Origin of the sequence: Nonomuraea sp. NBC_00507, from assembly GCF_036013525.1 — a bacterium.
In the GTDB taxonomy this organism is placed as follows: domain Bacteria; phylum Actinomycetota; class Actinomycetes; order Streptosporangiales; family Streptosporangiaceae; genus Nonomuraea.
Genome location: NZ_CP107853.1, coordinates 3,652,414 through 3,672,319, shown reverse-complemented (window position 1 = coordinate 3,672,319; position 19,906 = coordinate 3,652,414). Strand labels below are relative to the sequence as shown.

The window sequence follows — 19,906 nt, the reverse complement described above, 5'->3', positions numbered from 1 at the left end:
CGGGAGCCGTGGGTAAGACTGGGAGGCATGAGCGAGTTCAGGATCGAGCATGACTCGATGGGCGAGGTTCGCGTGCCCGCAGGTGCGAGGTGGCGCGCCCAGACCCAGCGGGCAGTGGAGAATTTCCCGATTTCCGGACGACCCCTGGAGCCGTCCCACATCGCCGCGCTGGGCCTGATCAAGGCGGTCGCCGCCGAGGTCAACGGCGAGCTGGGCGTGATCGACAAGGACTTGGCCGAGGCGATCGCGCAGGCGGCCGCCGACGTCGCCGAGAACGAGCACGACGACCATTTCCCGATCGACGTCTTCCAGACCGGCTCGGGCACCTCGTCCAACATGAACGCCAACGAGGTGATCGCGTCGTTGGCCGAGGAGCGGCTGGGCCGCCCCGTGCACCCGAACGACCATGTGAACGCCTCCCAGTCGTCCAACGACGTCTTCCCGACCTCGATCCACGTGGCGGCCGCGACCGAGGTGACGTACCACCTGCTGCCCTCGCTCCAGCACCTGGCGACGGCGCTGCGGCAGAAGGCGATCGAGTTCGACGGAGTGGTGAAGTCGGGGCGCACCCACCTGATGGACGCGACCCCGGTGACCCTGGGCCAGGAGTTCGGCGGTTACGCCACACAGATGGACCACGGCGTCGCACGGGTGTCGGCCGCCCTTGAGCGCGTGCTGGAGCTGCCTCTGGGCGGCACCGCCGTGGGCACCGGTATCAACACCCCGCCCGGATTCGCCCAGGCGGCCATCGCCAAATTGCGGGAGGCGACCAGCATTCCGTTCCTCGAGGCCAGGGACCATTTCGAGGCCCAGAGCGCGCAGGACTCCATTGTGGAGTTGTCGGGGCAGCTCAAGGTGGTGGCGGTGTCGCTCACCAAGATCGCCAACGACCTCCGCTGGATGGGCTCGGGGCCGCGAGCCGGGCTGGGCGAGATCAACCTGCCCGACCTGCAGCCCGGCTCCTCGATCATGCCCGGCAAGGTCAACCCGGTGATCCCCGAGGCCACGACCATGGTCGCGGCCCAGGTGATCGGCAACGACGCGGCGATCACGTTCGCCGGCGCGTCCGGCAACTTCGAGCTGAACGTGCAGTTGCCGGTCATCGCGCGCAACATCCTGGAGTCGATCAGGCTGCTGGCCAACGTCTCGCGCCTGCTCGCGGACCGCTGCGTCACGGGCATCACGGCGAACACGCACCGCCTGCGCGAGTATGCCGAGTCGTCCCCCTCGATCGTCACCCCGCTGAACAAGTACGTCGGCTACGAGGAGGCCGCCAGGATCGCCAAGCAGGCGCTCGCGGAACGCAAGACCATCCGCGAGGTCGTCATCGAGCGCGGCCACGTGGCCGACGGCACCTTGACCGAGGACCAGCTCGACGCCGCGCTCGACGTCCTGTCGATGACCAGACCTTGAGGATCTGGACCTTAATGATCAGAGGCTGACGCGAGCGCCCGCGTGGCGTGGCCCCAGCGGGTGAGCAGGGACAGGGCGGCGCCGGAGTCCACGGCGTCGGCGGCCCGCTTGTAGGCGCCGGCCAGGGCGGGCGTGAGCTCGTCCGCGGGCGGCGTGCCCTCGGCGGCCACGACGGCGGCGGCCGCGTTCAGCAGGACCACGTCCCGCACCGGGCCCCGCTCGCCCATCAGGACGGCCCGCGCCACGGTGGCGTTGTGCTTGGCGTCGTCGCCACGCAGGTCGTCGGGGTGGGCCCGCGGGATGGACAGCTCGGCGGGGTCGAAGGCGATCCGCGTCACGGTGCCGCGACGTACCAGCCAGATCGTCGAGGGTCCGCAGGTGGTCAGCTCGTCGAGCCCGTCGTCGCCGCGGAAGACGAGCGACGAGCCGCCACGCCGGGCCAGGACGCCCGCGATGACCGGAGCCATCGCCGGGTGGTAGACGCCGACCGCCTGCGCCGGCGGGAGTGCGGGATTGGTGAGCGGGGCCAGGAAGTTGAAGACCGTGGGGACGCCCAGCTCGCGGCGCGGCCCCGCGGTGCGCCGCATCGCCGGGTTGAACGCGGGCGCGAAGCAGAACGTGATGCCGACCTTGTCGGCGACCTCGACCACCGCGGCGGGCGGCAGATCGATGACCACGCCCAGTTCCTCCAGCACGTCGGCGGCGCCGGCTTTGGACGAGGCCGCCCGGCCGCCGTGCTTGGCCACTTTCACGCCCGCGGCGGCGGCCACGATGGCGGCCATGGTGGAGATGTTCACGGTGTTGGCGCGGTCGCCGCCGGTGCCGACGAGGTCGACGGGATCACCGGGGATCCGGATCGCCGCCGACCTGGATAGCAGGCCGTCGGCCAGCCCGGACACCTCCTCCACGCTCTCGCCCTTGGCACGCAGGGCGATGACGAACGCGGCGATCTGGGCGTTCGTGGCCTCCCCCGAGATGATCTGCTCCATGGCCCAGGCGGCCTGGCGCGCGGTGAGGGACGTGCCGTCGAGGAGCAAGGCGAACAGTTCGGGCCAGGTGGTGGTGGGAGTGGTGGTGCTGGTCACGAGGAGCGCCCCTTTCTTCAGAGCTCGACGGGGGCGCGTGTGGAGATGCCGACGGCCGCCTCGTCGAGGCGGCCGTGTGCGTATGCGCTGCGAGGTCCGCCTAGGAGGCGGGCCACCACTGCTGCGCATACGCGATCATGTGTCCAAAGATAGCAGACCCGTTGATCCACATAGCAGGGCACCGATCTATGTCGTCGGCACCCATGCGTCACGGCGCGGCGAGCACCTAGGGTGCGGTGTATGGCGAAGGAGCTGACTGGGCGGACCGCGCTGGTGACGGGGGCGGGGAGCGGTATCGGGGCGGCCTGCGCCCGCCGGCTGGCCGCGGCCGGGGCCAGGGTGCTGGTCCTCGACCTGCGGGCCGAGCCCGCCGAGAAGGTGGCCGCCGAGGTGGGCGGCACGGCCGTGGTGGCCGATCTGAGCGATTCGGGGTTCGTGGCCGCGCTGCCGGACGAGCCCATCGATATCGTGGTGAACAACGCCGGGTTCCAGCACGTCGCGCCGATCGAGGAGTTCCCGCCCGAGGTGTTCGCCACGATGCTGCGTGTCATGGTGGAGGCGCCGTTCCTGATCGCGCGACGGGTGTTGCCCGGCATGTACGCCAGAGACTGGGGGAGGTTCGTGAACATCTCGTCGGTGCACGGGTTGCGGGCCTCGCCGTTCAAGTCGGCGTACACGACGGCCAAACACGCGCTGGAAGGGTTTTCCAAGGTCGTGGCGCTCGAAGGGGCGCCCCATGGGGTGACCTCGACCTGCGTGTGCCCCGCGTACGTGCGGACCGGGCTGGTCGAGGCGCAGATCGCCGACCAGGCCAGGGTGCACGGCATCGAGCCTGACGAGGTCGTCGAGGACATCATGCTGCAGCCCGCCGCGATCAAGCGGCTGATCGAGCCGGAGGAGGTGGCCGAACTGGTCGCCTATCTGTGCGGGCCGAGCGGCGCGTTCATCACCGGCGTGTCGCTGCCGGTGGACGGTGGTTGGACGGCGCGGTAGTGAGCACCCGGTTTCTCGAGCTCCTGGCCAGGGAGGCGTCGGCGGTCGAGTTCGAGGGGCCGATCATCGAGGCCAGGGCGCGGGGTGCGGACCCGGCCGAGATCGAGGAGCTGGAGCAGGCCAAGGTCGCCGCGCTGAAAGTGCGGGCGCTGCTCAAGCGGCGGGCCAGGCGCGAGGCGGAGCTGTCGGCCCTGTACGACACCGCCGGCGACCTGGCGGCGCTGCGTGACCTGGACGCCGTGCTGGAGGCCATCGTGCACCGGGCCAGGCAGCTGCTGGCCACGGATATCGCTTACATGACGCTGCACGACCCCGAGCAGGGTGACACGTACATGCGGGTCACGGACGGGTCGATCTCGGCCAAGTTCCGTGCGTTGCGGCTGGCCATGGGGGCGGGGCTGGGCGGGCTGGTGGCGCAGACGGCGACACCGTACTCCACGGCCGACTATTTCGCCGACGCCCGCTTCCGGCACAAGGACCACATCGACGAGGCCGTCAAGGAGGAGGGCCTGGTCGCGATCCTGGGCGTGCCGCTGCGGCTGGGCAAGCGGGTGATCGGCGTGCTGATGGCGGCCAACCGCAGCGCCAGGCCGTTCCACCAGGAGGAGGTGTCGCTGCTGGCCAGCCTGGCCGCGCACGCCGCCGTCGCGATCGACAACGCCCGGCTGCTGCAGGAGACCAGGAACGCGCTGGAGGAGCTGTCCCAGGCGCACCGGACGGCCAGGGAGCACGGCGAGGCGGTGGAGCGGGCGGCGCTGGCCCATGACCGGATGACCTCGCTGGTGCTGCGCGGCGGCGGGATCGAGGACGTGGCCGCCGTGGTGACCGACGTGCTCGGCGGCTCTCTCGCCGTGCTGGACGACCTGGGGCGGGCGATCACGGGTGACGTCGGGGAGCTCGACTCCGGGGTGTTCGAGGCGGCGCAGGCGTCCAGGGCGCTGGGGCGCACCGTGCGCAGAGGCGATCTGCTGATCGCGTCCGTGGACGTCGGCGGGGAGCCGTTGTGCACGCTCATCCTGCGCAGCGACGACGCCGATGAGCGCATCCTGGAGCGGGCGGCGCTGGTGTGCGCGCTGCTGCTGCTGTTCAGGAGAAGCGTGGCCGAGGCCGAGGGACGGGTCAGGGGCGAGCTGCTGGACGACCTGATCGCGCGGCCCGACTCCCCTGGCCTGGCCGACCGGGCACGCAGGCTCGGGGTCGATCTGGGGGCACCGCACGTCGTGGTGGTGGTCAAGCACGGCGGGCAGCGGGAACGGGCCGCGTTCTGGGCGTCGTCGCAGGCCACGCTGCGGCACGGGCTGGCCGCCGGGCGCGGGGACGAGGTGGTGCTGCTGGTCCCCGGCGACCACGCGGGCGCCGTCGCACAGCGGGTGGCCGCCGAGCTGAGCGCGTCGCTGCACAGCCCGGCCACGGCAGGCGCCTGCGGCGTGCGTGGCGGCGCCGGGCAGCTGCGTGGGGGCACAGCGGACCTGCGGGGCGGCACCGGGGACGTGGCCGCGGCATACCTGGAGGCACGGCGGTGCGCCGAGGCGCTGATCGCGCTGGGCCGGGCCGGGGACGGGGCGAGCGCGGCCGAGCTGGGCTTCGTCGGGCTGCTCGTCGGTGACGGCCGCGACGTGCACGGGTTCGTGGACCGGGTGCTGGGCGCCGTGATCGACTACGACACGCGCCGGGGCACCGCGCTGGCCGACACGCTGAGCGCGTACTTCGGCACGGGCGGCTCGCCGTCCCGTACGGCCGAGGCCATGCACATTCACGTCAACACCGTCACGCAGCGGCTCGACCGGATCGGAAAGCTGCTCGGCGACGGCTGGCTGGAGCCGGAGCGGGCGCTGGAGATCCAGCTGGCGCTGCGCTTGCACCGGCTCGGCCACACATCCACACCACAGACTGTGGGCCCGGACTCCATATGAGTGATGCCGGTCACTCTTTACCGTGACCGGCATGGCCACTTCCATCAAGAAGATCGTCGCCGCGAGCCTGATCGGCACCACCATCGAGTGGTACGACTTCTTCCTGTACGGCTCGGCAGCCGCTCTCGTCTTCAACACCCTCTTCTTCCCCACGTCCGACCCGCTGACCGGCACGCTGCTGTCGTTCCTCACCTACGCCGTCGGATTCGTCGCCCGCCCGCTCGGCGGCCTGGTCTTCGGTCACTTCGGCGACCGGGTGGGCCGCAAGACGCTGCTGGTCGTCAGCCTGCTGATGATGGGCGTCGCGACGTTCCTCATCGGCTGCCTGCCGACGTACGAGACCCTCGGCCCGTCCGCGGCGCTGCTGCTGACGGCCCTCAGGCTCGTGCAGGGCTTCGCGCTGGGCGGCGAGTGGGGCGGCGCGGTGCTCATCGTCTCCGAGCACGGCGACAACGCACGGCGCGGCTTCTGGGCCTCCTGGCCGCAGGCCGGCGCACCCGGCGGCAACCTGCTGGCCACCGGCGTGCTGGCGGCGCTGGCCGCCTGGCAGCCGGACGAGGCGTTCCTGTCGTGGGGCTGGCGGGTGCCGTTCCTGCTGTCCGGCGTGCTGGTGCTGATCGGCCTGTGGATCAGGTTGTCGATCAGCGAGTCGCCGGTCTTCCAGCAGGCCCCGCCCGAGGAGCGGGCGCCGATCGTCGGCGTGCTGCGCTACCACTGGAAGGACGTGCTCACCGCCATCGGCGCCCGCCTGGCCGAGAACATCTCCTTCTACCTGCTGACCGTCTTCGTCATCACCTACGCCAAATCCAACAACATCCCCAACTCGACCGTGCTGAACGCGGTGCTGATCGCCTCGGCCATCCACTTCGTCACGATCCCGATGTGGGGCGCGCTGTCCGACCGCGTCGGCCGCCGCCCGATCTACCTGGCCGGCGCCGCCGGCATCGGGGTGTGGATCTTCGCGTTCTTCCCGCTCATCGACACGGGCAACTTCTTCGCGATCACCCTCGCCGTCACCGTCGGCCTGCTCTTCCACGGCATGATGTACGGCCCGCAGGCGGCGTTCTTCTCCGAGCTGTTCGGCACCAGGATGCGCTACACCGGCGTGTCGATCGGCGCACAGCTGTCGGCGATCGTGGCGGGCGCGCTGGCCCCGCTCATCGCGGTGGCGCTGCTGAAGACCTACTCGAGCAGCGTGCCCATTTCGCTCTACCTTGGTCTGGCGGCGGTGCTCACCCTGATCGCGGTCTACACCGCCCGCGAGACCCAGGGCCGCGACCTGGCCGAAAGGATCCACGCGCAATGAAGGTCACCACGCCGCGGCTCACCCAGAACGTCCTCACCGTCGCCGGCAGGGAGTCCGGCGAGCCGGTGTTGTTCGTGCACGGCAACGTCTCCTCGGCCGCGTTCTGGCGCGACAGCATGGCAGCGCTGCCGGAGGGCTACCGCCCGCTCGCGGTCGACCTGCGCGGCTTCGGCGAGACCGATCCCGAGCCGGTGGACGCCACGCGAGGCCTGCGCGACTACTCCGACGACGTGCTGGAGCTGATCGAGGAGCTCGGCCTGGACGGGGTGCACCTCGTGGGCTGGAGCATGGGCGGCGGCGTCGTCCTGCAGGCCCTACGGGACCGCCCAGGCGCCGTCAGGAGCGTCACCCTGGTCAACCCCATCTCCCCGTACGGCTTCGGCGGCACGGAAGGCGCCGACGGCCGGCTGACCCACGCCGACGGCGCGGGCTCGGGAGCGGGGGCCGCGAATCCGGACTTCGTGGCCCGGCTGAAGGCGGGCGACCTGTCGGATGAGGCGCCCACGTCCCCACGCAACGTCTTCCGCTCCGCGTACGTCAACAACCGCGAGGTCCCCGACGAGGACTTCTACCTGCGCTCGATGCTCACCACCCGGGTGGGCGAGACGCACTACCCGGGTGACGGGGCCACGTCGGCCGCGTGGCCGGGGGTGGCGCCGGGCAAACACGGCGTGCTCAACGCCATCGCCCCCACCCACTTCCGCCTGGACGACCTCCACGAGATCGACCCCAAGCCTCCCATCCTGTGGATCAGGGGCGCCGACGACATGATCGTCTCCGACACGTCCCTGTTCGACCTGGCCCACCTGGGCGCGCTCGGCGTGGTGCCCGGCTCCCCCGGCACGTCCGCCCAGCCGATGCTGGCCCAGACCAGGGAGGTCCTGGAGCGGTACGGCCCGTACCGCGAGGCCGTGCTCCAGGACTGCGGCCACAGCCCGCACCTGGAGCACCCAGCGGAGTTCCGGCGCCTGCTGGCCGCCCACCTGAGAGAGGCCTAGATGATCGTCGCGCTCACCCTGGTCGCGAGCCTGTTAACGGCGCCCCAGCAGCTCACGGTGCCCGGCGCGGAACGCGCGGTCGTCGCCACGCTCGACGACCTGACCACGGCCGGCACCGCGAAGACCGGCCACACCGACCCCGCCGACTGGGCCGGGCTGCACTCGGCCGCCACGGTCAACCCGACAGGCGTGCCCGGCACGCAGATCGACGGCTACTTCCCCGACACCTCCACCACCAACGCCACGCGCGGCTGGAACCACGACTCCCAGTTCGTGATCAGGCTTCCCGACCACTGGAACGGCGGTCTGGTCGTCAGCGGCACCCCGGGCAACAGGGAGCAGTACGCCAACGACTACACGATCTCCGACTGGGTCCTGTCCAAGGGCTACGCCTTCGCCGCCACCGACAAGGGCAACGTCGGCGTGAACTTCCACGAGGACGGCCGCCGGCCCGGCGACGCCATCGCCGAGTGGAACCACCGCGTCACCCAGCTCACCGTGGCCGCCAAGGCCGTGGTCAGGCAGCGGTACGGCAAGCAGCCCGCGCGCACGTTCGTCGCGGGCATCTCCAACGGCGGCTACCTCGTCAGGTGGCAGCTGGAGAACCGCGGCTGGCTCTACGACGGCGGCGTGGACTGGGAAGGCACGCTGTGGCGCGTCCAGGGCGACAACCTGCTGAACTTCCTGCCGCCGGCGTTGAAGGCGTATCCGGACGAGGCCGGGGTGCGGGCGGCCGGGTTCGCGGCGGGCTCGGAGTTCCTCTGGCCGTTCCACCGGCAGTATTACTGGGAGCTCACCCAGCAGCTCTACCAGAAGGAGCTGGATCCGTCCTACCAGGGCGCGGCGGCCGACTACGACTATGACGCGCGCAAGCCCTACGCCGCCGTGGCGAAGATCGGGCTGACCGGCCGGATCACCAAGCCGCTGATCACGATTCACGGGACGCTCGACACGCTGCTGCCGATCTCCCGCGACTCCGACGTCTACGCCGAGATGGTCGGACCGCACCGGCCGTTCAAGTACTACCGGGTCGAGGGCGGCAACCATCTGGACAGCCTGGTGGACGTCTATCCCGACCGGCTGAAGCCGATGTTGCCGGTCTTCAGGAACGCCTTCGAGGAGCTCGAGGGCTGGGTCACCTGAGGTAGCGGTGCCCGCCCGCGCGCGCCAGGCGCATGATGTGCCGCGCGCCGGGCAGTCGCCGGCAGATCCGGTGCAGCAGGGTGCCCCTGCCCATCGGTGAGCGGCGCTCGGGGTCGATGGCGGTGGCGGGACGTGCCTCGACCCTGCCCCTGCGCACCTCCAGTGCGAAGCGCAGCCCGACCTCATCGTCCGGCGAGCGCAGCGACGTCAGCCAGCCGCCTGGGCCCAGGCGGTCGGCGCTCGGCAGGCGGCTGACCGGCAGCTTGGCCACGAGCTGCCCGGCGATCTTGCCCGGCACCCCGGCCTCGACCAGCGCGGGGGCGCACACCTCGCGTTCACCGCGCCCGGTGCTGCGCAGCACCAGCTCCAGCGGCGGCCCGCCGCTCGGCGGCACGTACGGCACCGGCAGCACGACGTAGGCGTGCCCGTCCACCTGCTTGACCTCCACCGCGGGCGACACCAGCGCGATCGACTCGGAGAACGAGCGCGGCTCGACGGCCAGGCCCAGCTCGCCCCGATCGGTCCAGCACGGCACCACCAGCCGCGTCCTGGGCCGCTGGGCCAGCACGCCCAGGCAGTTGAGCGGGCCGTCGGGGCGGCTCACCCGGCTCCTGGCCTGGTTGGCGCCGCCGAACATGCGGACGTGCACCTCCCAGTGACCAGGGCTGAGCGGCTCCCCGAATGCGGCGGTGGTCACGTCGATCCTGGTCTCGCCCTTGATCTGCACCCGGACCCGGCGGCGGCCGTCCTCGATCACCTCCACCCGCTGGGCCAGCGGCAGGAAGTGCACGACGCCGGTCTCGGCGTGCCGCACGTAGACCTCGATCCTGGCCCGCTCGACGGCCTCGCTCACGTCGGTGACGCTCTCGCCGAGCAGCTTGGCGTCGATGGCGCGCGGCGGGATCCAGTGCATGCGCGCGCCGTCCGTACGGTATCGGTCGAGCCGGCCGTCGCCGCCCTTGACCTCCACGGTGAGCTCGAGCACCAGGACGTGGGCGTCCCAGCGCACCTCGGTGAGCTCGGTGTGGAGCCCGGACCGCTTGGAGGAGCCGGCGAGCAACACGATCTGGTCGAGACGGCCCTCTCTGACGAACGCGGCGACGGCACGCAGTTGGCAGGGCAGGTAGCGGTCGAGCCGCTCGGGGAAGCGCTCGGACATGAGCTCCTGGACGAGGCGGAAGTGCATGCCCCTGTCGACGGAGGAGTCGGCGAAACGGCTGGTCAGCAGCGGGCGGAGGACGGCGTAGCGGAACCAGTATCCGTAGATGCGATCACGCTGCCGCCCCTCGCCGACGTAGGTGTCGACGTCGTTCAGCAGCGCCCTGAGCTCCTTGACCATCGCCCGCGGATCCTCCTCGGCCTTGGGCCGCTCGCCGAGGTGGCAGCAGACCTGCTCGGCCAGCACGGCGATGACCTTGGCCTGCAGGTACGCCCGCATCACGAACGCCTGCTCGGCCAGCCGCCCGCCGGGCACGCTGAAGCCGAGCTCGTTCTCCTCCAGGAAGGCGCGCCGGTAGAGCTGCTGAGGGCCGAGCAGGCAGAGCAGGCGGTCGCGCAGGATGTCGGCGCGGGCCGTGCTCCGCGCGAAGGCGATCAGCGGTGAGCCGTGGTCGCGCACCAGACGGCCGATCAGCACGTCCGCGTCGGTCTCCACGGCGCGCTCGTGCATGCGGGCGATGGCGTCACGTTCCAGCCGGTCGCCCTGATCGAGGAAGTAGACGTAGTCGCCGGTCGCGGCCGCCAGGCCGACGTTGCGGCCGCGCATCGGCGAGCCCGTGTGCGGGAGGTGGAACGTGCGTACGTTGTCGCGGGCCGCCGCGATGGCGTCCAGCCGCTCCGCGATCCCGTCCGTGGACCCATCGTCCAGGAGGATCACTTCGTAGTCGGCCGCGGGCATCGTCTGCTCCAGCGCGGAGCGGAGGCACGCGTCGGCGGTGTCACCCGGATTGTGGACATTGACGATCACACTGACCTTCACACCCATGCGGTCAGCCTCTGCCCGCCTCCACGATTCGGGCGCGGTGGCTTGCCGATTACAGAAGGAAAGTTGACCTCTGGCTGTGCTCCTCTAGGGCTAGTACCAGCCGACCCGCTGCGAGTGACCCCAGGCGGCGCACGGCGTGCCGTAGCGGCCCTTGATGTAGCCCAGGCCCCACTTGATCTGGGTGGCGGCGTTGGTCTGCCAGTCGGAGCCCGCGCTGGCCATCTTGCTGCCGGGCAGGGACTGCGGGATGCCGTACGCGCCGGAGTAGCGGTTCATCGCCCGCTCGTTCCAGCCACTCTCCTTGTGCCACAGCCGCTCCAGGCAGCCCCACTGATCCTCGCCGAAGCCGAACTCGCCGAGCATGGCCTTGGCGGTGGCCTTGTTGCTGCCCGGTGAGGGGTCGCTGCCCGGCGGGAAGTTCACCGCGGGGAACCCGTCGCCGGGGGGCGCCTGCTTCGGCACGACCCAGTCGATGTCGTCGGGGTTGTCGCCGGCCCCGGACCGGCCCTTCTCCAGCTTGTCCGCCCGGAACGCCTGCTCGGCCGCGGCCTTGAGCGCGTCGGTCTCCGGGTCGGGCGCGGACAGGTCGCCGCTGGCGAGCTTGCCCATGTCCTCGAGGGTGAAGCCCTCGGTCGCCGGCGCGTTGGCGTTCTCGATGGCGCGGTAGGCGACGAACCCACCGCCGCCGCCGACGATCGCGATGGCCAGGACGGTGATGGCGACACGCTTCGGCGTGAAGCGCGAAGGTCGCCGCGCCGAGGGAACGTCTTCTCTCGGGGGGCGCTCGCTCAAACGCGGACCGGGGCTCACGATCCATGAGCTTGCCCTGTCCTAGGGGGTGCTCCGCAACCGAAACGCGGGAATCGCTTGGGGCTACCTTGGCTAAGCAGCACGTTAGCGTGGCATTTCGGACTACTGTGATTTTCGTCACAGCAAATCGGCTCCCCTTCGTGCCCCCGTGAACCGAAGGGAAGCCCGCATCCATGATTTCCTTCGTTCTTCGGGATCCCGTAGTTGGCATGTCACAGTTTGGTGACTTAGTTCGGGCATTAGGGACATGGAATAATAATGTGCGCGTGGCTGGCATCCTCCTGGTTGAAGACGACCCCTCCGTCCGTACGGCTCTCGAGCTGGCGTTGACCCGGCAGGGGCACTCCGTCACGTCCTACGCGACCGGCGAGGAGGCTCTCGACCACATCAGGGCCCGTCGCCCCGAGATAGCGATCCTGGACGTCATGCTCCCGGGCATCGACGGGATCGAAGTGTGCCGCCGGGTGCGCAAGCTGGACCAACTGCCCGTCATCCTGCTCACGGCCAGGGGCGACGACCTCGACATCGTGGTCGGCCTGGAGGCCGGCGCGGACGACTACGTGGTCAAGCCGGTCGAGCCGCGGGTGCTCGACGCGCGGATCCGCGCCATCCTGCGCAGGGCCGAGTCGGCCGCCTCCGATCGCATCACGTTCGGCGACCTCGTGATCGACCGCGGCGCGCTCAAGGTCATGCTGGCCGGCAAGGAGATCCACCTGACGCCCACCGAGCTGCGGCTGCTGCTGGAGCTCGTCCGCCACCCCGGCCAGGTCCTCAACCGCCGCTATCTGCTGCGGGCCGTCTGGGACCACACGCACATCGCCGACTCGCGACTGGTCGACGCCTGCGTGCAGCGCGTCCGCGCGAAGATCGAGCCGACGCCCGCCGAGCCCGTGTTCATCCACACGGTGCGCGGGTTCGGCTATCGGTTCAGCCCCCCGTGATCCCGTTGCCGACCGGCTTGCGAGCGCGTCTGGTCATCACGTTCACGCTCGTCGCCGTCACCGCCTCCACGCTGGTCGCCACCATCGGCTTCGAGCTGGCCAAGACGGCGCTGGTGAACAGGACGGAGACCACCTCGCTCGACCTGGTGATCAGGGAGCTGAGCAGCATCGACTTCGCCGTGGGCAAGCTGCGGCCGGGCGAGGCCGCGCCGACGAACAAGGAGCTCGACCGCCTGGCCCAGACCCTGAGCGCGCCCGGCCGCGGCGTCATCATCGAGTATGGCGACCTGGTCTCGGTCAACGGTCCCATGGCCCTGAGCGACGTGCCCAACGAGCTGTACGGCCGGGCCAAGCAGAGCGTCGTCACCCAGCGGAGGGTGATCCGCAACGAGCTGTGGTTCATCGTCGGCGCCGGGGTGGCCAGGGACAACTTCGGCCGCCCCGAGGCCACCGACCTGCGGGCTTTCGTGTTCTTCCCCATGACCGCCGACGTCAACCAGCTGAACGCGCTCAGGGCCAGGCTGTTCCAGGGCGGCATCGCCATCGTGCTGATCGCCGTGGTCGTGTCGCTGCTGTCCGCCCGGCAGGTGCTGCTCCCCGTCCGGCGGCTGAGCGCGGCCGCGCAGGCACTCGGCGAGGGCAAGCTGGACACGCGGCTGCCCGTGCACGGACAGGACGAGCTGGCCGGGCTGACCGCCAGGTTCAACGACGCGGCGGCGGCATTGGAGCTCAGCGTGTCGGAGCTGCGCTCGCTCGAGGCCATGTCACGCCGGTTCGTGGCGGACGTCTCGCACGAGCTGCGCACGCCGCTGACCGCCATGACGGCCGTGGCCGACGTGCTCTCGGAGGAGGCCGGCCGGCTCCCCGAGGCGCCGGCGCAGGCCGTACGACTGGTGCTCCGCGAGATCGAGCGCCTGCGCGAGCTGGTCGAGCACCTCATCGAGATCAGCCGCTTCGACGCGGGCACGGCCACGCTCAACCTCGAGCCCGTCAACGTGGCCGACGCCATCGCCGACTGCCTGGAGACGCGCGGGTGGACCGACCAGGTGAAGGTGAACGCCTCCCAGGGGTTGACCGACAACCTCGATCCGAGGAGGTTCGACGTCATCGTGGCCAACCTCGTCGGCAACGCGCTCAAGCACGGACTGCCCCCGGTGGTGGTCAACGCCAGGAGCACCGAGAACGGCCTGGAGGTGAAGGTGCGCGACCACGGCAAGGGCATCCCGCTGGAGGCGCTGCCCCACGTCTTCGATCGTTTCTTCAAGGCAGGCGCCGGCCGCTCCCGCAGCCAGGGCAGCGGCCTGGGCCTGGCCATCGCCAGGGCCAATGTGCATCTGCACGGCGGCACGATCTCGGTACGCACCCAGAACCCCGGCACCCTCTTCACGGTCTGGCTCCCGCACGCATGAAGAACCTCCGTGCTCTGTTAGCGGCCATGGCGTTCATGGTCGTGGCCGCGTGCGGCATCTCGCCCACCGACGTCCTGGACCGGGACAACGCGCCCACCACCCGGATCCCGCCGCCGTCCAAGACGATCTACCTGATCAGGGACGGCAAGCTCACACTGGAGCCGGCCGACGTGGCGAACGACACCGTCGAGAGCCTGCTCGGCGCGCTGTTCGCGGCCTCCACGCAGCCGCTGGGCGACCGGGACACCGAGCTGCGCGGGTTCACGTACCTGAGGGTCAACGACTCGCTCAACCCCGTACGGCGCGACGAGGTGATCCTCCCGCGCACGTCGACCCTGACCGTCTATATCCGGGGCGAGGGCAAGCTGAGCAGGCTCGGCATGGCGCAGATCGTCTGCACGGCACAGCAGGACGCGGCCTTCGAAGAGGTCAGGATCATCCGGGACAACGAGAACCGCCCCCCGCAGGACGAGGGGCGGCACACGTGTCCCGATCTGAAATGATCACATGGTGATGTCCTCGAGCATCTCCGTCACCAGCGCCGCGATCGGGGAGCGCTCGGACCTGGTCAGCGTGACGTGCGCGAACAGCGGATGCCCCTTCAGCTTCTCCACCACCGCGACCACGCCGTCGTGCCTGCCGACCCGCAGGTTGTCGCGCTGGGCGATGTCGTGGGTGAGCACGACCCGCGAGTTGGCGCCGATCCGGCTCAGCACGGTCAGCAGCACCCCGCGCTCGAGCGACTGGGCCTCGTCCACGATCACGAACGCGTCGTGCAGCGACCGGCCGCGGATGTGCGTCAGCGGGAGCACCTCCAGCATGCCCCTGTCGAGCACCTCCTCGATCACCTCGGGCGCGGTGACCGCGCCGAGCGTGTCGTAGACGGCCTGCGCCCACGGACCCATCTTCTCGCCCTCGGTGCCGGGCAGGTAGCCGAGCTCCTGGCCGCCCACGGCGTAGAGCGGGCGGAAGACGACGACCTTGCGGTGCTGGCGGCGCTCCAGGACCGCCTCCAGGCCCGCGCAGAGCGCCAGCGCCGACTTGCCCGTGCCGGCCCGGCCGCCGAGCGAGACGATGCCGATCTCAGGGTCCATCAGCAGGTCCAGCGCGATGCGCTGCTCGGCGGAGCGGCCGTGCAGGCCGAACACCTCGCGGTCGCCGCGGACCAGGCGCACCGACTTGTCCGGCAGCACCCGGCCCAGGGCCGAGCCCTTGGCGGACAGCAGCCGCAGCCCGGTGTGCGTCGGCAGATCCCTGGCCTCCTCCAGGTCCGCCGTGCCGTGCTCGAAGAGCGCCTCGACGTCCTCGGTGGTCACCTGCAGCTCGGACATGCCGGTCCAGCCTGACTCGTGTACGAGCTCGGCCCGGTACTCCTCGGCCACCATGCCGATCGAGGCCGCCTTGACCCGCATGGGCAGGTCCTTGGAGACCAGGACGACGTCGCAACCCTCGGCGGCCAGCGAGCGCGCCACGGTCAGGATGCGGGTGTCGTTGTCGCCCAGGCGGAACCCCACGGGCAGGATGGACGGATCGCTGTGATTGAGCTCGACCCTGATCGTGCCGTCCCCCGTGGGCATCGGCTCGTCGAGCCTGCCGTACTGCACACGCAGATCGTCGAGGTAGCGAAGAGCCTTCCTCGCGAAATAGCCGAGCTCCGGGTGGTGCCGCTTACCTTCCAGCTCCGTGATGACCACGATAGGAAGGACGACGTCGTGCTCGGCGAAGCGGGTCATCGCCGCCGGGTCGGCCAGCAGGACCGAGGTGTCCAGCACGTACGTGCGCTTGGTCGGCTTGGTCGAAGGGTTGCTCGAGGACACTGCCACACGTTCTCCCCCGGGCGCCCATACGTGCGGGCACCCTGCAGACGAGGCGGGAATCGGACCGGACCCGCTCCCCCGACCGCGAAATGCCGTCGGTGCCGGGTTCCGGCCCCCTCGGCAAGTGTTGGTGCAAAGGCGAGCCCTCTCCGGAGTGTCCGGCCTGTGGTCGGACACTTCTAACGTTACGTCCTTGATGCCCGATTGTCGTGCTAAGAACCGTAACGTCGGTGTCTCGCAGCGTAGTCGCGCAGCGCCCGCAGGAAATCGACCCTGCGGAAGTCCGGCCAGTAAGCCTCGTGGAAGTAGAACTCGGAATGAGCGCTCTGCCACAACATGAAGCCGGACAAGCGCTGCTCGCCCGACGTCCGGATGAGGAGGTCCGGGTCGGGCTGGCCGCGAGTGTAAAGATGCTCCGCGATGTGCTCGACATCGAGCACCTCGACGAGGTCCTCGATGCTCGCTCCCCTGCTCGCTTGCTCCTGGAGCAGTGAGCGCACCGCATCGGCAATCTCACGTCTTCCTCCATACCCAACTGCAACGTTCACAATCAGGCCCGGACGGTGTGATGACACTTCCTTTGCATTTTTTAGGACATTCGCCGTTCGGTCGGGGAGCAAGTCGAGCGCGCCGACCGGGATGATCCGCCAGCCCTCGTCCACGAGTTCCTGCGTGACGTCCTCGATGATGCCCAGGAGCGGCTCCAGCTCCTCGCGCGGCCGGTTGAGGTTGTCATTGGAGAGCATCCAGACGGTGACGACCTCGACGCCGGTCTCCCGGCACCAGCTGAGCAGCTCAGATATCTTGTCCGCGCCCTTGCGGTGGCCGGTGGCCACGTCCCGCATACCCATGGCGCGCGCCCAGCGGCGGTTGCCGTCGATGATGACCCCGACGTGCCGGGGGATGCTGTCCTTCGACAGCTTGGCCTCCAGCCGGCGCTCGTACAGCCGGTAGACCAGGTCACGCAGGCCCACGAAGTGCCTCCCTGGCGATGCTGTGCCTTCGGTCCATTGACCTAACAGGCAATTATCACCGCGTTTCGCCCGTGCCCGGTCCTCGTACTGGATTCCTTACCAGATCTCTTCCTTCCAGACACCCTTCGGCCTCTTCTACAAGGCCGCGGACGAACGCCGACAGCTCGGCCGACGTCAGCACCGCCCGCATGCCCACGCCTGTGCTGCCCCACGCCTCCACGTATGCCCTTCTGGTCAGCCGCCACTCACCGCGCCTGCCCTGCTTCGGCACCCAGAGGGGGATCGTGCGGAGCCGGCAGCTGAGCTCCCCGCCGCCGACCAGGCTCGTTCTGCTGCGGTAGCGGAAGGAGAAGAGCTCGCCGTCCGGCTCCTCGCCGGGGAACCTGTCGTCAGGGTCGGCCCACCGCGTGGCCTTGCCCCGGCCCCTGCGGGCCTCGTCGACGCCGCGCGCCAGGCGGGCGAGCAGCCAGCCGCAGCGCTCGCCCACGCGACCGTACGGAGTGCCGTCGCGGTGCAGCTCCAGGGTGACCTCATACGGCGTCCCCACAGTGTCCGTGCATGCCACGGGCGTGACGCTCAGATAAGATCCATCGACGCAGCGCAGTCCCCCCATCCCCCCAGGATTTCCCCCCAAAAGTCACCTAAACCCGGACGCGCCGCCCCCCGTTGGACATCGCACCTAGGGCAGGAGGCGGGACCACCAACGGGGCTTGCGACGGGGTGGTTCCGGCATCCGGCCGCGCTCACGCAACCAGGCGGCGAAGTCGTCGGCGTCGGTGCGGTAGTTGGGCGGCGGCTCGGTTCGGGAGCGCGCGTAGGCGGCGAACTCCGCCGCCAGGTCGGGCCCCGCGGCGATGGCGGTGTCGGGGCGGATCCTGGCCACGATGCCGCGCCGCTTGGCGATCAGGCTCGCCGCCTGCGCCCGTATCCGCTCCCGGTCGAAACCCTCAGGAATGGCGCCTCCGGCGACCAGGGCCGCGACCACCCGCGCCTGCACCTCCGCCAGCCGCGCCTGAGCCGCGGCCGCGCTCGGCGGCGTCTCGACCGGCTCGGGCGTCACCTGGCCTCCCCCGCCAGGGACATCGCGGTCCTGATCTTGGACAGCTCGTCCCCCAGTGCCGCATCGCTCGGGAAGTCGTCGTCCCACTCCAGCAGCACGCCCGGCGGGGTGGCCCGGGCACACAGCTCGGTGAGGATGTCGAGCACCGGCTGGGGCGCGGTGGTGGTGTGCGTGTCGTGCCAGATGCCCTGGTGCTCGTACCCGCCGGCCACGTGGACGTAGGCGAGGTGCTCCAGGGGGAGCGCGTCGAGCGCGTCCACCGCCGACAGGCCCAGGTTGAACTGGTTGGTGTAGAGATTGGCCACGTCGATCAGCAGCCCGACGCCGGTGCGTTCCACTAACTCGGCAAGGAACTGGCCCTCGGTCAGCTCGTCGTCGGGCCACCCGAAGATCGCCGCGACGTTCTCCAGGGCCAGCGGGACGGGCAACGCGTCCTGGGCCCGGCGCACGTTCTCCGTGATGACCCGCAGCGACTCGCGGGTACGCGGCACGGGCAGCAGATGGCCTGCCTCCAGACCACCGCCCCGTACGAAGGCCAGGTGCTCGCTGACCAGCGGCGCGTCCAGCGCCTCCGCACAGGCGGCCAGGTGGGCGAGCCTGGCCGGAGACGGCGGCTCGGCCGCGCCGATGCCTAGCGACACCCCGTGCGGGATCACCGGCACGTCCTTTGCCCGCAGCACGAGCAGCGACTCGGGCAGATGGCCGGGTTTGAGGTTCTCGGCGATCACCTCGACGAAGTCGACGCCGTCCATACGCTCGATCGTCAGGTCCAGCTCCGCCCGCCAGCCGATCCCCACACCCAGCTCCACCATCCCGGCCCCCTCGCCACGCGCTCCAGCCCCCGACATCACAGCTCCTTTGTCGCGGGCCCCAGCCCCCGACATGACAACCCCTTCGTCGCGCGATCCAGCCCCCGACATCACAGCCCTTTCGTCGCGCGTACCAGCCCCGGTCATATCAATCCCCTTGGTGGTCAACTCGCCCCCTTTTCCCAATCGTGTGTCATCAGCCCCCGCCGCAACCACCGCAGCCTCCGCCACCACAGCCGGACGATCCGCTTCCGCAGCTCGACCCGCTCGACGGTGAGCTGTCGCCGCCACCTCCACCCCATGAAGCCCCGCCCCCAGCCACGTAGGCACCGCCGCCCCTGCGACGCCGCCGGCCCGTGCTCGCAGTGCTTATGGTCGCGCTTGCTGCGGCCTCCGTTGGCTCGTCCCTCGCTCTCTCCGGCCTATCGCGCCGCTCCGCGAGCTCCACCTGAAGGTCGGGATCACGCACCTCACCGAGGCCGTACAGCGCGATCGCGAGGGCCCCCTCGGCGGTGCCCCGGGGGTTGTCCCGCCTGGCCGCCTCGAGCATCTCCTGTCCCGACGGCGTCAGCGTGACCCGGGTGATGCGCCGGTGCCTCCAGACGTAGATCGCCGCCATCACCCCGGTGACGACCAGGAGGGTCAGCGCGAGCGACGACAGCAGGCTCGCGCCCTGGATCAGGATCAGCGCCGCGCCGACCACGAAGCCGGCGAACGCCACCCCCGACAGGGCCTGTAACCGGACGCTCAGCCGGCCGGCCCGGGCGAGGGCGTCGTCGGCCAGGACCAGCCCCAGGCCCTCGAGGTGGCGATCGAGCGCGTCCATGGCCAGCGTCCGCGTGGTCTCGATCCGCAGTGCGCTCACGGGCAGCCCCGAGCGGGAGGCGACCACGCCCAGCACCGCTTCCTCGATGGGCTCGCGCGAGACGACGCTGGAGTGCACCTGGTGGACGCGGCCCCCGCGCGACACGCGCAGGTCACCCGCCTCCGCCAGCAGCGCGACGGCGGTGTCCGCCACCCGGTACGCGCCTCCCGCCAGGTAGGCGAGCTCGTAGTGGCCGAGCTCGCGGAGACGGAGGCCCGTGTCGGCCTCACGGGCGGCGGCATGCTCACGTTTGATGGTGGAGGCGATGGTGAGGGTGAGCGCCGCCAGCGCCACCGAGACGATCAGCAGGATCAGGTCCATTCAGGCCTCCCCTCCGTGCAGCCCGACAGGCTGGGTAACGGGAAGACGTATAAAGCCGAGGTAAA

The 19,906-nt window shown here is 70.4% G+C and carries 18 protein-coding genes; 9 read left to right on the top strand and 9 right to left on the bottom strand.

All coding sequences use genetic code 11. The features are described 5' to 3' along the window. Positions 1-27: 27 nt before the first annotated feature. Entirely contained in the window at positions 28-1,413 is a 1,386-nt protein-coding gene (locus OHA25_RS18460) for a class II fumarate hydratase (protein ID WP_327588796.1), read from the top strand. 11 nt (positions 1,414-1,424) lie between these two features. On the opposite strand, the gene trpD is transcribed toward OHA25_RS18460, so the two are convergent. Next, complete coding sequence (trpD, locus tag OHA25_RS18455) at positions 1,425-2,498, bottom strand: anthranilate phosphoribosyltransferase (RefSeq protein ID WP_327588795.1); 1,074 nt, start codon at positions 2,496-2,498, stop codon at positions 1,425-1,427. Positions 2,499-2,738: 240 nt separating this feature from the next. Between trpD and OHA25_RS18450 the strand changes: the two genes are divergently transcribed. The 5 genes from OHA25_RS18450 to OHA25_RS18430 are packed head-to-tail and all read left to right on the top strand — an operon-like array spanning position 2,739 to position 8,851. Next, positions 2,739-3,491, top strand: a complete 753-nt coding sequence (locus tag OHA25_RS18450; RefSeq protein WP_327588794.1) for a 3-hydroxybutyrate dehydrogenase — start codon at positions 2,739-2,741, stop codon at positions 3,489-3,491. After that, positions 3,491-5,404, top strand: coding sequence for a helix-turn-helix domain-containing protein (locus OHA25_RS18445; protein WP_327588793.1), 1,914 nt, complete (start codon positions 3,491-3,493; stop codon positions 5,402-5,404). The genes OHA25_RS18450 and OHA25_RS18445 overlap by 1 nt, the downstream gene beginning before the upstream one ends. Positions 5,405-5,435: 31 nt before the next feature. Continuing rightward, on the top strand, positions 5,436-6,710 hold the full coding sequence (locus tag OHA25_RS18440; RefSeq protein ID WP_327588792.1) for an MFS transporter: 1,275 nt from the start codon (positions 5,436-5,438) through the stop codon (positions 6,708-6,710). Further along, positions 6,707-7,708: an alpha/beta fold hydrolase gene (locus OHA25_RS18435; protein WP_327588791.1), complete on the top strand. Its 1,002-nt coding sequence runs from the start codon at positions 6,707-6,709 to the stop codon at positions 7,706-7,708. Before OHA25_RS18440 ends, OHA25_RS18435 begins: the two co-directional genes overlap by 4 nt. Continuing rightward, complete coding sequence (locus OHA25_RS18430; protein WP_327588790.1) at positions 7,709-8,851, top strand: alpha/beta hydrolase family protein; 1,143 nt, start codon at positions 7,709-7,711, stop codon at positions 8,849-8,851. It begins immediately after the preceding gene. Here OHA25_RS18430 and OHA25_RS18425 read toward each other — a convergent pair. Both OHA25_RS18425 and OHA25_RS18420 read right to left on the bottom strand, forming a co-directional pair. Continuing rightward, positions 8,844-10,835, bottom strand: coding sequence for a glycosyltransferase family 2 protein (locus OHA25_RS18425; RefSeq protein WP_327588789.1), 1,992 nt, complete (start codon positions 10,833-10,835; stop codon positions 8,844-8,846). The genes OHA25_RS18430 and OHA25_RS18425 overlap by 8 nt on opposite strands. 90 nt (positions 10,836-10,925) lie before the next feature. After that, complete coding sequence (locus tag OHA25_RS18420) at positions 10,926-11,627, bottom strand: lytic transglycosylase domain-containing protein (protein ID WP_327588788.1); 702 nt, start codon at positions 11,625-11,627, stop codon at positions 10,926-10,928. A 284-nt stretch (positions 11,628-11,911) separates the two neighbouring features. On the opposite strand from OHA25_RS18420, the gene OHA25_RS18415 reads away from it, so the two are divergent. Genes OHA25_RS18415 through OHA25_RS18405 form a run of 3 tightly spaced genes read left to right on the top strand, consistent with a single transcriptional unit; the run spans position 11,912 to position 14,498 of the window. Continuing rightward, complete coding sequence (locus tag OHA25_RS18415; protein WP_305920992.1) at positions 11,912-12,586, top strand: response regulator transcription factor; 675 nt, start codon at positions 11,912-11,914, stop codon at positions 12,584-12,586. Positions 12,587-12,603: 17 nt separating this feature from the next. Then, positions 12,604-13,995, top strand: coding sequence for a HAMP domain-containing sensor histidine kinase (locus tag OHA25_RS18410; protein WP_327588787.1), 1,392 nt, complete (start codon positions 12,604-12,606; stop codon positions 13,993-13,995). A 26-nt stretch (positions 13,996-14,021) separates the two neighbouring features. Continuing rightward, complete coding sequence (locus OHA25_RS18405; protein ID WP_327588786.1) at positions 14,022-14,498, top strand: hypothetical protein; 477 nt, start codon at positions 14,022-14,024, stop codon at positions 14,496-14,498. Here OHA25_RS18405 and OHA25_RS18400 read toward each other — a convergent pair whose 3' ends face one another. From OHA25_RS18400 to OHA25_RS18375, 6 genes are all read right to left on the bottom strand, one after another. Continuing rightward, a complete protein-coding gene (locus OHA25_RS18400; protein ID WP_305920995.1) occupies positions 14,499-15,818 on the bottom strand; it encodes a PhoH family protein in 1,320 nt (439 codons plus the stop codon). 206 nt (positions 15,819-16,024) lie between these two features. Then, complete coding sequence (locus OHA25_RS18395) at positions 16,025-16,786, bottom strand: isoprenyl transferase (protein WP_305920996.1); 762 nt, start codon at positions 16,784-16,786, stop codon at positions 16,025-16,027. A 55-nt stretch (positions 16,787-16,841) separates the two neighbouring features. Next, entirely contained in the window at positions 16,842-17,351 is a 510-nt protein-coding gene (locus tag OHA25_RS18390) for a hypothetical protein (RefSeq protein ID WP_327588785.1), read from the bottom strand. 114 nt (positions 17,352-17,465) lie between these two features. Next, positions 17,466-17,846: a hypothetical protein gene (locus tag OHA25_RS18385; protein ID WP_327588784.1), complete on the bottom strand. Its 381-nt coding sequence runs from the start codon at positions 17,844-17,846 to the stop codon at positions 17,466-17,468. Continuing rightward, entirely contained in the window at positions 17,843-18,694 is an 852-nt protein-coding gene (locus tag OHA25_RS18380) for a DUF692 domain-containing protein (protein WP_327588783.1), read from the bottom strand. Before OHA25_RS18380 ends, OHA25_RS18385 begins: the two co-directional genes overlap by 4 nt. 157 nt (positions 18,695-18,851) lie before the next feature. Next, on the bottom strand, positions 18,852-19,841 hold the full coding sequence (locus tag OHA25_RS18375; RefSeq protein ID WP_327588782.1) for a TIGR04222 domain-containing membrane protein: 990 nt from the start codon (positions 19,839-19,841) through the stop codon (positions 18,852-18,854). Between the last annotated feature and the right edge of the window lie 65 nt (positions 19,842-19,906).